Here is a 12,590-nt window from a genome sequence, read left to right as displayed (position 1 = left end):
GGCCACGCAAACGTTTGCGAGAGGATTTACGCCGGATTTTGTCAAAATGCGTCAGTTCACACTTATTCATGTAACGAACATGAAACGCGTGATAATTGACTATAATCAACAAATCAAGGGTGGCGCAACAGCAGAAAAGCGGTATAATCTCGCGATTTTTTTGTCCGCCAGGGCTTACACAGTAGGAGAACCCATGAAAGTCACCGAGGTAAAACACCCGCTCGTTAAACACAAACTTGGCCTGATGCGAGATCATGATATAAGCACAAAACGCTTTCGTGAACTGGCCTCAGAAGTCGGTAGCCTGCTGACCTATGAAGCAACTTCAGACTTAGAAACTGAGAAAGTGACAATTGACGGCTGGTGTGGTCCGGTCGAAATTGAACAAATCAAGGGTAAAAAGATTACCGTCGTACCTATCCTGCGTGCGGGTATCGGTATGATGAACGGTGTGCTGGAAAGTATCCCGAGTGCCCGTATCAGTGTTGTCGGTGTTTACCGTGATGAAGAGACACTGGAGCCGGTACCGTACTTCCAGAAATTAGCCTCTAATATTGAAGAACGCATGGCGCTGGTGGTTGACCCGATGCTGGCAACCGGCGGTTCGATGATCGCCACTATCGATCTGCTGGAAAAAGCAGGCTGCACCGCGATTAAAATCCTCGTACTGGTTGCTGCACCGGAAGGTCTGAAAGCACTGGAAAAAGCCCATCCGGATGTTGAGCTGTACACGGCATCCGTCGACGATCATCTCAACGAGCACGGTTACATTGTGCCGGGCCTGGGTGATGCGGGCGATAAGATATTTGGTACGAAATAAGTTAATGAGCCGACTTGATAGTCGGCTTTTTTTTGGCATATCCCTGAGTAATCATTAAGAGGTTTAAGATGACGCGCCGCGTTATTGAAGTCGATGAACGCCCACCACTGCTGGTCACCATTCCGTTAAGTTTACAGCACCTGTTTGCGATGTTTGGTGCAACGGTTCTGGTGCCGATTCTGTTTCAGGTAAACCCGGCCACGATCCTGTTATTTAACGGTATCGGGACGCTGCTGTATCTGTTTATCTGTAAAGGAAAAATCCCGGCATACCTGGGCTCCAGCTTTGCTTTTATTTCACCGGTGCTGATTTTACTGCCGCTCGGGTATGAGCTTGCCCTCGGCGGGTTTATCATCTGCGGGCTGCTATTTATGCTGGTGGCGGGGATTGTCAAAATCGCCGGACGCGGCTGGATCAATGTGTTGTTCCCGCCTGCGGCGATGGGCGCAATTGTTGCGGTCATCGGTCTTGAGCTGGCCGGTACTGCTGCCGGTATGGCCGGGCTGAAATTTGAAAACGGCGCAACGCCGGACAGCACCACGCTGATTATCTCCCTGACCACTCTCGGGGTAACGATTCTCGGTTCTGTGGTGTTCCGCGGCTTCCTGGCGATTATCCCGATCCTTATCGGGGTACTGACCGGTTATGCGCTGGCCTTCTTTATGGGCGCGGTGGATTTAACCCCGGTGAGTGAAGCGCCGTGGTTTGCGCTGCCGACTTTCTATACACCGCGTTTTGAGTGGTTTGCTATTCTGACCATCTTACCGGCCGCGCTGGTGGTTATTGCCGAGCACGTTGGTCATCTGGTTGTGACGGCGAATATCGTCAAACGTGACCTGATGAAAGATCCCGGTCTGCACCGCTCTATGTTTGCCAACGGCTTCTCGACGGTACTGTCCGGCTTCTTCGGCTCCACACCTAATACCACGTACGGTGAAAATATCGGCGTGATGGCGATTACCAAAGTGTACAGCTCCTGGGTTATCGGCGGGGCGGCGATACTGGCGATTCTGCTCTCCTGCGTCGGTAAACTGGCCGCTGCGATTGCCGCTGTGCCGGTTCCGGTGATGGGCGGGGTATCACTGCTGCTGTACGGGGTTATCGGTGCATCCGGTATCCGTGTGCTGATTGATTCCAAAGTGGATTATAACAAGCCGCAAAACCTGATTCTGACCGCAGTTATCCTGATTATCGGGGTCAGCGGGGCGACTATTCATATCGGCGCGGCTGAACTGAAAGGTATGGCACTGGCAACGGTTGTCGGGATTGGTCTGGCACTGGTGTTCCGTCTGGTGAATATTATCCGCCCGGAAGAGCGGGTGGTGGATGTCAATCTGGATGAAGTGAAGAAAGATAACTGATACTTTACCGGAGAAGTACAAAGTACTTCTCCGGTGTTATTGTGCTATTCAATAGTGACTGTTTTAAATCCTGTATCGAAAATGCTATCCCCGTCAATGTCCCGGAACACATCACTGTTATTGTATTGTGTATTGTTTTTTCCGTTGAAATGCATATTTCCCCGGTAGGCTATTTTCCCGGTACCTCCGGTAATCGTTCCCGTATTTTCTATTGTCACATCATTTGTTCTGAACTCAAGGTCACCGGTTATTTTCCCGAAGTTTTTGAATTTTACACCGGTGAGTTCAGCACTTAGTAAACCGGCATGTATTTCAGTATCTTTGTTAATCGTGATTTTAGGTGCGCCGGGATATTTATCATAGGTATCTGAGATTGTCTCAATATGAAGGTTGTTTGCATATAATTTACTTTTATCCATATTGATATTACTGCTGATTAATGTTGTGTTATCAAAGTTACCACGACGCTTTGCGCCGGATATATTCAGTTCACCGCCATTATGCTCTATCTGTCCGGGCCAGATATCATCCCAGTCATCAACAGGGCTTTTCATCCGGCCCGTAATAAGATGGTTATATATCGTGCCTGATATCTTAAATTTATTGCTTATGGTAATTCCGTTAGGATTAATAATAAAAAGATTAGCCTTATTATGGGTGACTCTGATATCACCTTCCAGGCGGGAAATATCATCAGAAACAACCTCGGTAATGATATAGCGGGCATTGATTTTATTATTTATTTTTAAACCATTGAGGCCAACATTGAACTGTTCAAAAGTGACATGGGATTCACGGTCGTCACCTTTTTGTTTCAGTATCAGTTCGGGTTTTTTATCACCGGCAATAATTTCAGCTGCCTGGTTTTTGATTTTTATTACATGGCCTGAAGGGTAAGTATATACTGAGCCTGCAGTTGTATCACAAGTAAAAATCAGAGCGGATAGTAATAGTGCTTTTTTATTGATCATTATTTATACCATTTTATGAAAAAGAGAGTGAAAATAATATGATTTTTATTTTAAATTTAATTAGAGATATATGGTATGTGGTTTTTTATAAAAATTATATTTTGTCTATTTCCGGAGAATTTAGTATTTATATTGTTGATTTTTGATCCGCTATTTACGGTGATTTTTCCATTATTTATAATATCCGAGTATGATAACTTAGCATCTATTTTCCCGCTGATTATTCCATTGTTTTCAAACTTAGTCTCCAGTATTCTGATATTAATGTCATCGGCTTCTATCTTTGATTGTTTGTCAATCGTTATTTTAGCCCTTGACAGTGTGTTATTTATATAGTTGTAAATATTATTGATAGAAATTTCATCAGCAATTATATGGCTTTTTTAGATTTCAATATTGGGACTATTAAGAATTAATTTTTTTGCGATTTTTTTTGTTGTATTTTTAATTACTAATTTATTTTCACGGGCAAATCCCCCGATAATGCGATACGGAGTAAGCATTTTTCCTCCGACAACCAAATTCGCAGAGGTAGTATTTATGAAATGACAACCGGAGTTACACACAATGCCGTTTGGATTGACCAATGTGAATTTAGCTTTTTTCCCTTCAATGCGGATCTCACCATTCAGTTCAGAGGCAGACTGAGAAACTACTTCATTAATAATCGTATCAGCCCCGATGTGGTTATTGAAAGTCAAACCTTCGCTGCCGACATTAAATTTATCATATTTAATGTGCGATAAGTTTGAATTTTCTTTTTCTGAAATAGTAACTACACTCTTATTTTCGTGATGGCTGAGTTTCGCAGTATTATTCACAATACTTATGTCTGTCGTATTTGCCAGAGCAAGTGATAATGGTGATAAAACTAAAATTGAAAGTAATAGTCCATTCTTTTTCATGATATTTCCTTATGTTGAATTGAGCGTATTTTTTACCACAAACAGACGAGTTGTTGTAATTAAATAATTGGAATATAAACCATATGGTTATTATTTTAAATTTAATGGTTTTTTATTCTTGTGATGTATACATTCTTTAAATTCATCATTATCTGTCACATAATTAATATCTATTTTGATGTCGTTATTAGGCATTTACTCAGGGAGCATGCTGTGATTTTTTTTGGCAGGAATGTTGCGGGAATAAACAGCCAGTCCGGGAAGGTAAGTATCTTTGTTATTTTCTGATTTTGAGTTTCTGCATTGTTAAATAACAGATCGGAATGTGTTAATGAAGTGGGTGTTAATGAATTAAGAATGTTTTATCTTTAATCTGATACTTCAGTCAGCAGCGTTGTTATTTTTTGTGGTACTTCTGTCAGTAATAAAATTTTTATTAAATCCAATATTAACATGGCTGCAAGCAATGCCATTATTAATTAATGTACTGTTTACAGCGCTTGGATTTCCTGATGATTTTTTGAACGATGTCTCCATTACAGACATCCTTGTATAATATTTGTGTATTATGCGGATATTAGTTTATCAGCCCCGGGGTCAGATAAAATATCAGTAATCATTTGAATCACGCAGGTGAGGGTGTTTTATGTAATCATCTGCATTTTGAATTATAAGTTGTGAAACGTTACAAAAAAGAATTGTTGCAATTATCTGCATCCGGTGAGGTTTTGCCGGGAACGGGTTCATTTAGCCGGTGAATTTATGTTAAACTAGTCATGTTTGTTCACCCGTTGGCCGAGGTAACTCTGAACACGCCATCACAACTGTCACTACCGCTCTCTCTTCCTGATGATGAGACTTTCAACAGTTTCTACGCGGGGGAAAATGCATCGTTGTTATCCGCTATTCAGACGGCGATCAATCAGCCGCACGGCAGCTATCTCTATTTCTGGTCCCGCGACGGGGGCGGCAAAAGCCACCTGTTACATGCCGCCTGTGCGGAAGTCTCTTCCAAAGACAGGGCGGTAGGGTATGTCCCGCTGGATAAACGCGCCTGGTTTGTGCCGGATGTACTGGAGGGGATGGAGCATCTGTCGCTGGTCTGCATTGATAATGTGCAGTGCATTGCCGGTGATGAAGAGTGGGAAATGGCGCTGTTTAATCTCTATAACCGGATTCTTGAAACCGGCAGAACCTGCCTGCTGATCACCGGTGACCGGCCGCCGCGGCAGATCCCGCTGCAATTACCCGATCTGGCTTCCCGGCTGGACTGGGGGCAGATTTACAAACTGCATCCGCTCAGTGATGACGAAAAAATTCAGGCACTGCAGTTGCGGGCAAAGCTGCGCGGCTTTGAACTGCCGGAAGATGTCGGGCGCTTTATTTTAAAACGCCTCGACCGTCAGATGCGCACACTGTTTGATATGCTGGACAGGCTCGATCACGCGTCAATTGTCGCGCAGCGCAAGCTGACGATCCCGTTTGTCAAAGATATCCTGCGGTTATGATTGTCAGTTAAGTAACGCGATGATGGTGACTCCCCACTGAAGTACCATGCAGAGTGAGCCTTGCTGGAACAGCCGCTTTGTGCCGCGCCAGCGTTGCGAATAGTCAGTATGATGTGCTCTGCCCGGAAACAGCGTGGTCAGTGATTCATCAAAAACACCGGTATCGTCAGATTGGGCAAGGCGGCGGAACAGATGGTGATCCAGCCACAGACGGAAGATAAAATACGCGCTGCACAGCAAAAACAAAATTCCTGCCGCCATCGGATACTCACCGGAAAACCCCGAAATATAAAGTAAAAACTGTGTCAGAAAGGCCAGTAACGACAATGCAGCCAGGAAACGCCAGCCTGCGGTAAAAATGATAATAATCTGTTCATCATGAGGTCTGTTATTCATTGTTTTTTCCGTAACGCGCTGCCCAGCGGGTCAGGGCGGCAATTGTCTGTTCCCGCAGAACAATCTGCGGCCGGGCCTGTCTGACCGCGGCCAGTGCCTGTTCCACATTGTCTGCCAGTCCGGCGCGTATCAGCCACGCGACCACGACCGTGGTACTGCGGGTGTAACCCAGTTTGCAGTGTACATAAACCTGGCCGGAGCGTGCCAGGCGGCTGAGATTATTCACTGCGGATTCGATCTGTTCCTCTGTCAGCGGAAACAGATCCGGCTGCGGCTGACAGTGATAAGCCAGCCCGGCAGTATAGCGGCTGCGGGGAAACTCTCCGGTCATATCCAGTACGGCGGATGCGGCCAGTGGTGCCGCCGGATAACCCCCCAGCGCAATATGCTCATTCACTATACTGGTGTGGCGGCACTGTTTTGCATACCAGTAATAACTGATCTGCGCCGCAAGCCGGTAAGGGAGCAGCAGGAGTGCCGCAGACAGTGAAATCCGTCCGGCACTGTCTTTCTGAAATACCGATGCTCCGGCACCGAGATAACCTGCTGTGATACATAAAAATGTCAGCGCAGGCCACAACAGCCACCAGCCCTGACCACCGATAACCACAGCTGCTATGACCAATACCAGTGAAATAATGGCGTACCGCCCGGCCAGCTGATAACCCCGGCGGATACGGTGCGGTGACCACTGCCAGCGTGTGCGGATAGGAAGAAGATAACTTATCACCACACCGGCGGCGGCACCGGTGATCACATCAATAAAATGGTGCTGCCAGGTTGTCAGCACAGATATTAAGATCAGAATTGACCACAGATGCAGGAACCAGTGCCACTTCTGCGGTGTGTGAGCGCGGAAACGCAGCCACAGCAGCCACAGCAGAATAATATGCAGCGAGGGAGCCTGGTTAAACGGCAGATCAAACATCTCAAGCTGATCAAACATCCATCCGGCGGTCCCGTCCGTTTGCGGGCGGGGAAAACTGAATTTCAGCGGGAACAGCAGAAATCCGGCACAGGCCACCAGTGACGCGGCCACCAGCCGAAGCCCGTGGATACACTGTTCGCGCAGAGAAGTGCAGATAAACAGGGATAATCCGTAGAAGAGATCGATGCTCCAGTACGGAATAATCGTCCACGGCAGAAACGGAATGTGTGTTTCCCAGCCGAAAGCAAAAGAAGGCACTGACGGCAGCGAAGCCGTATAAGTATTGACCTGCCCGTAGGTCAGAAAGAAGAAAGGTGCCAGAAACAGCAGCCAGAGCAGAGCAAATCCCCACCGCTTACGGCGGGAGGCAGGCAGCGGCAGTGCGGCATCAGCCATAGTTTTTCATTCCCTGTAAAACAGAAGATGCGCGGCAGGGCGCATCTTCATAAGTAGTATGACAACAATCAGCGGCGTCTGGCGACTGAGACACTGAAAATACCCCAGTTATCAATCAGCTGATCCAGTTTTTCAAACCCGGCTTCATCGACCAGTGCATCCATTTCCCCTTGGCTGCGGCAGCGCATGACCCAGGCTTTGCCGCCCTGGTGGCTCGGCAGTACGCGGGCTATCATCTCAACCTGCGGGTGCCACGGCTGGCAGGTGTAAACAAGATAACCTCCGCTTTCAATGGCCTGCGCCAGCCCGGCGAGGGAATCACGCAGCAGATGGTTTTCGGGGAACAGTTCATATAATCCGCTTACCACACCGAGGGTCGGTTTTGGTGTGACCGCCGCTAAATCCGCAGTATCAAAGGCATTACCCTCTTCAAAACGGATTTTGTTTTCCAGAAAACGTTCTTTGATTTGCAAACGTCCCTGTTCCACGTTGATCGTACTGTAATCGCGCATCAGAACAGATTCTATCCGGCTGTAATCATTAATCGCATCAAAGAGATAACGGCCTTGTCCGGCAGCGATATCCATAATCCGTACCGGCTGCCCGGCGTCCTGTAATGCCCGGATGGTGCGGCGCAGAATTTTCTCAATATTCACTTTGCGCTGGCGGATCCCCTGCCAGCCGATGCTGTTAAGATACTGACGGTCAACTATCCGGCCAAAGATCCCTTTACCCTGTGCCTGATTTCGGTAGACATAATCCAGTGTGGAGCCGGAATCGAACCCTTTGTCATAACCGATACTGACCCCTTCCGAGGCTTTGCCGAGAGTGGACATCGCTTTACTGAGCAGTTTATAGCCGATATTTTTCGGGCAGTACTCCGGCAGCGGCGCCTGTAATTCACGATAAGCATCCGCTCCGGCGCTGCATACATCTTCAAACCGGTAGTCGTGCTGGTAGCGCGGCTGTTCGAACAGCGTGGTGATAAAACGGCGGATTTCTGCCAGCGGAATGTGGCGATCTTTTTCGCCCAGGGTATCGTGATAGAACCCCGGCAGAATGTGTTTTTCTTTATACGGGGTGTTGAGCCGCGCATAGAACTGATCTTGCGGCTTTCTGTGTACCACATGGTCACTGCCGGAGATAAACAGCTGTGTCGGTACGGTGATTGCGGCAGCATCCGCCACCAGTCTGTCAGCCGTCTTGTAGAGTTCCAGCAGGATATTGACGGCAATCGGCCGGGTGATTAAAGGATCGCGCTCAAAGGAGGCGATGCGCACCGGGTCGTGGGTCAGGAATTTGGCTTTGACATAAGAGTTAACATAAAACAACCCGCGTATTTTCTGCATCAGCGCCAGCCCGCTGCGGGCAAACGGCACATAAAGTTTGACTTTAAAAGCCGGTGAGGCCAGAACCAGCCCACGGATTTTCGGTGCAAAATCATGCACCCAGCCGCTCAGTGTGACTGCGCCGACACTTTGTCCGAGCACAACCATGTTTTCGACCGGAATTTCATATTCGGATGAAATGAAATTGATAAATTCATTGATATCACTGATAGATGTGCCCATCGACGGGCTGTAGCCTCTCGGACCGTCATTACGGCCATGACCACGGGCATCCCAGGCAAATACGGCGAAATCAGGTAATGACAATTCATCCGCCAGATGTGCGACGCGGCCTGAATGCTCATGACCCCGGTGAAACAGCACAATGGCTTTCTTTTCCGCTGTCGCGGAAGGCCAGTAACGGAAAAATAACCGCTGCTGATCACTGGTGGTGAAATGAGATTCAACAGATTCACGCTGAGTCGGATAATCAGAAGATACACTCATAATCAGTCCTTTTGAGATGCGCTTTGTTGCGCAGATTCCTGCAACGCACGCCGGATACGGTGATAGCAGGTGAGAAACAGCAGGGCGGCAAAGACCGCAAACAGTACCGGAAAGAGAACGGAATCAAGGGACGCAGGGAAGAGTGCTGCCCATAACCCCAGAGCGCCGAACAAAAAGGCGCGGTCACTTTTTCCGGCAGGGCCGTCATAGCGGCGTGATGCCCCGATAGTTTGTGCCAGTACACCGGTAAATTCAGTCAGTACAGAGAGAAACAGGATCAGCAGTATCCAGATGGCTGAACCCGGGAACAGAAGTACAAACGGGAAGTAAAGTATCGTATCGGATATCACATCGCCCAGTTCATTGAGGATCGCGCCGAAACGGCTTTTCTGGTGATGTTCACGCGCCAGCATACCGTCAATGGCATTCAGCGCCATCCGGATAAACAGGACCGGCGGCAGAATAAGAAACAGGCGCGGATCGGGAAACAGGATCAGTATGAAACCGGTGAACAGGGAAAGAAACATTGCTGCCAGCGTGACCTGGTTGGCGGTGATCCCGGCATTAAACAGGCGGGCGACAACGGGACGCAGTAAGTTCTGAAATTTTGGTTTTAAATCATAAATGGTCATTTTTTTCCCTGATAATACACAGTCAGTTATCCATATTATCAATACGTTATTCTGTGATCGCTGCAATAAGAGTTTTCTTAAGTTAATGTAGCATGATGACGGAACTGTGTTGTTACAGAGTAGGACAGTCAGGGACGGGGAAAGTTTCGGATAAAAGAATTACCGCCGTTAATACGGCGGTATAGCAGGGATCAGCGTGAGGTGATCAGGGAAATATTCTGACGGATATCCGTCAGGCGATCTGAGTCAGTCAGTGGCTTGCGGGCCTTGAAAATGACATCGTTACCTTGTGCGGTATTGATAACGACGGGCAGCGTTTTGCGGTGAGAATAGAGTGATGTATTGGTTGAGCTGCATGCCAGGCACACCACACCATTCGGGTTGACGATCAGCAGGCTGGCCTTGCCGCCGGCAATAAAGGTATTACCGCGCAGACGGCTTTTATTTCCCCCGATCACCTCATTAATAATAGTTTTGGCGTTGTCCTTATTATCGATAGTCAAACCTATTTTGCCGACATTATAGTCGGTGAAAATATTGTGGGAAATGCCGCGGCGATTCGGAGAATTAATGGCCAGAATCGGTTTTTTATGGGGGCCCGTGGTCAGGGATGTTTCAATTTCCGGGTTAACCGGGGCCACACTGATTTTATCACCATTCTTGTAGGCGTATTCTGTCAGTTGCTGCCCGGCAACGGACTGGGCGGAAAATAATGCAGCAGAAATTAATGATAACGCAGTCAATGTCTTTTTCATGATTTATTCCTTTAATCATTATATTACGTGTTGATAACCGACGGGATTGTAACAGTCGTAATAAATGACGATTTCATAAAAAGAACATGGCGGATTTATATACGGGCGAGTATCCCCGGCGGGCACCGGGGACGGAAAGTCAGGCTCAGAGAATCTCCAACACCTGCTCCGGCGGACGGCCGAGGCGGGCTTGTTTGCCTTTAATCACCACCGGGCGCTCAATCAGTTTCGGGTTATCATGCATAGCCTGAATGAGTGCTTCCTGATCGGTTACGGCAGCCAGTCCCAGTTCACTGTAAAGTGCTTCTTTGGTCCGCATCAGTTTGCGGGCATCATCAAATTTCAGCTCGCGGAGCACGGTTTTGATTTCCGCCACTGACGGCGGCGTGTCCAGATAGAGCACTACCACCGGTGATACCCCGTTTTCTTCCAGCAATGCCAGGGTTTCACGGCTTTTCGAGCAGCGCGGGTTGTGCCAGATGGTGATCGTGTCAGTCATGGTTTCCCTCATTATTTAAATTGTTTGAATTGCAGCTGTAACTGGCGGATCTGGTCAATCCGCGCATCATAGCGGGCCTGATCATAACTGCCGGGTTTGGCCTGCCTGGCGGCTTCGGTCAGGCTGCGGATAGCGCCGTCAAAATTCCCCATTAAGTTCTGATATTCCGCACGGGCAGCCAGTTCATCCGCCCGGCGCCCGGCTTTCCCGCCTGCTTCGGCCAGCAGATCCCAGCCGCTCGGATCTGACGGATGGTCAAAGGTGTAATTGCGCAGAATCCGGGTCGCTTTATCATATTGTTTATTCTGAATATAGGCGTTACCGAGGTTTATCTGATACACCGAATTACCCGGTTCACGCTTCAGGGCATTTTCCAGCCGGGTTACCGCCTGCGATGTTCTGTTCAGCCCGATATCGACGTCCGTCATCACATCAATAAACCAGACATTCTCCGGGTCTGCCGCCAGTAATTTCGTCAGAATTTGTGAGGCAGGCTCATATTTGTTGTCACGGTAAAGCAGAATGGCGCGGGCATAGTCAGCCGCCATTTGTTCCTTACTGTTACCTTTGCTGTAGTTTTCGATCATCTGATCAGTGGCATTGCGCAGCGGTTGTCCGCCGTACATCGCCATCGCCCGGGCGCGTGCCAGCAGGAAGTCAAAGGATTGCGGCGGGTTTTTGCGCGGCATCTGTCCGGCGCGGCTGCGTGCATCGGCCAGACGGCTGTCCGGCAGGGGGTGGGTCAGCAGCATTTCCGGCGGCTTGGAGCTGTAGCGGGACATATCCACCATGATGGTCATAAAATCCGGCATACCCTGCGGATCAAACCCGGCACGGCTCAGTGTACCCATGCCGATGCGGTCCGCTTCCTGCTCGTTGGATTGTGTAAAGCTGATCATATTCTGCTGGATACCGGCCATGGTGGAAGTCATGGCAGCGGCACCGACCGGGGTGCCGGTCATCAGCAGCAGGATAGAGCCCAGTGTGGCCGCCCAGGCCAGCGGTGCTTTGTTCTGCTGATCTTCCATCATCCTTGCCAGATGGCGCTGGGTGACGTGGGCGATTTCGTGCGCCATCACGGAGGCCAGTTCACTCTCTGTCAGACTGTAGCGGAACAGTGACGTGTGCAGCACCACATTACCGCCGAAGAATGCAAAGGCGTTAATATTCGGGTTGGCAATCAGGAAAAAGTTAAACGGGGTTTTGACCGAATCCGCGTTTGAGACTAAACGCTGGCCGAGTTTATTGATATATTGCAGTAAAACAGGATCATAGACCATCGGGGAACTGCTGCGGATCATCCGCAGATAAAAATCCCCCATCAGATTTTCCTGTCCGATACTGAGCGTACCGCCGGCAGTGGTGCCGATTTCCGGTAACGCATCTTCAACAGCCGCCTGTGCGGCAGGCAGAACCGGGAAGGTCAGAGCAAGACTCAGTAAGACGGCTAACGGTTTTTTCAGAAACGTATTCATAGGATGACGCTTTCCCCGTTGATTATCACTGGTAATAATTCGTGTATCATAGCAAACACTCAAGTAAAATCCTCACACAGTCTGCCCGGTGGGCAGGATTTGTCATATT

At 48.6% G+C, this 12,590-nt stretch carries 12 protein-coding genes; 3 read left to right on the top strand and 9 right to left on the bottom strand.

Translation table 11 applies throughout. The features are described from left to right. The first annotated feature begins 193 nt into the window (after positions 1-193). Together upp and uraA are read left to right on the top strand one after the other, a co-directional pair. Positions 194-820, top strand: coding sequence for a uracil phosphoribosyltransferase (gene upp / locus AAZR23_RS07285; RefSeq protein WP_434691553.1), 627 nt, complete (start codon positions 194-196; stop codon positions 818-820). A 68-nt stretch (positions 821-888) separates the two neighbouring features. Next, on the top strand, positions 889-2,181 hold the full coding sequence (gene uraA / locus AAZR23_RS07280) for a uracil permease (RefSeq protein ID WP_046893260.1): 1,293 nt from the start codon (positions 889-891) through the stop codon (positions 2,179-2,181). 44 nt (positions 2,182-2,225) lie between these two features. On the opposite strand, the gene AAZR23_RS07275 is transcribed toward uraA, so the two are convergent. Beyond that, positions 2,226-3,152 (bottom strand): filamentous hemagglutinin N-terminal domain-containing protein, encoded by a 927-nt coding sequence (locus AAZR23_RS07275; RefSeq protein ID WP_434691550.1) that lies wholly within the window; start codon positions 3,150-3,152, stop codon positions 2,226-2,228. A 383-nt stretch (positions 3,153-3,535) separates the two neighbouring features. After that, entirely contained in the window at positions 3,536-4,057 is a 522-nt protein-coding gene (locus AAZR23_RS07270) for a filamentous hemagglutinin N-terminal domain-containing protein (protein ID WP_434691549.1), read from the bottom strand. A gap of 791 nt (positions 4,058-4,848) precedes the next feature. On the opposite strand from AAZR23_RS07270, the gene hda reads away from it, so the two are divergent. After that, positions 4,849-5,565 (top strand): DnaA inactivator Hda, encoded by a 717-nt coding sequence (gene hda / locus AAZR23_RS07265; RefSeq protein WP_112550905.1) that lies wholly within the window; start codon positions 4,849-4,851, stop codon positions 5,563-5,565. A gap of 3 nt (positions 5,566-5,568) precedes the next feature. On the opposite strand, the gene AAZR23_RS07260 is transcribed toward hda, so the two are convergent. The 7 genes from AAZR23_RS07260 to AAZR23_RS07230 form a co-directional block, all read right to left on the bottom strand. After that, positions 5,569-5,961: a hypothetical protein gene (locus tag AAZR23_RS07260; protein WP_166708066.1), complete on the bottom strand. Its 393-nt coding sequence runs from the start codon at positions 5,959-5,961 to the stop codon at positions 5,569-5,571. Next, entirely contained in the window at positions 5,954-7,285 is a 1,332-nt protein-coding gene (locus tag AAZR23_RS07255; protein WP_434691546.1) for a dual specificity protein phosphatase family protein, read from the bottom strand. The genes AAZR23_RS07260 and AAZR23_RS07255 overlap by 8 nt, the downstream gene beginning before the upstream one ends. Before the next feature lie 68 nt (positions 7,286-7,353). Beyond that, entirely contained in the window at positions 7,354-9,120 is a 1,767-nt protein-coding gene (locus tag AAZR23_RS07250) for a bifunctional alpha/beta hydrolase/class I SAM-dependent methyltransferase (RefSeq protein WP_260249638.1), read from the bottom strand. A gap of 2 nt (positions 9,121-9,122) precedes the next feature. After that, positions 9,123-9,752: a CDP-alcohol phosphatidyltransferase family protein gene (locus tag AAZR23_RS07245; protein WP_052927060.1), complete on the bottom strand. Its 630-nt coding sequence runs from the start codon at positions 9,750-9,752 to the stop codon at positions 9,123-9,125. Between the two features lie 191 nt (positions 9,753-9,943). Further along, positions 9,944-10,507: a filamentous hemagglutinin N-terminal domain-containing protein gene (locus AAZR23_RS07240; RefSeq protein WP_434691542.1), complete on the bottom strand. Its 564-nt coding sequence runs from the start codon at positions 10,505-10,507 to the stop codon at positions 9,944-9,946. A 145-nt stretch (positions 10,508-10,652) separates the two neighbouring features. After that, on the bottom strand, positions 10,653-11,006 hold the full coding sequence (arsC, locus tag AAZR23_RS07235) for an arsenate reductase (glutaredoxin) (protein WP_434691539.1): 354 nt from the start codon (positions 11,004-11,006) through the stop codon (positions 10,653-10,655). An 11-nt stretch (positions 11,007-11,017) separates the two neighbouring features. Further along, positions 11,018-12,481, bottom strand: coding sequence for a tetratricopeptide repeat protein (locus AAZR23_RS07230; RefSeq protein ID WP_107678846.1), 1,464 nt, complete (start codon positions 12,479-12,481; stop codon positions 11,018-11,020). Positions 12,482-12,590 lie beyond the last annotated feature (109 nt).

It is taken from the genome of Morganella sp. Je.2.23 (assembly GCF_051129855.1).
GTDB classification, from domain to species: domain Bacteria; phylum Pseudomonadota; class Gammaproteobacteria; order Enterobacterales; family Enterobacteriaceae; genus Morganella; species Morganella sibonii.
This window is presented reverse-complemented; position numbering and strand designations above follow the sequence as displayed.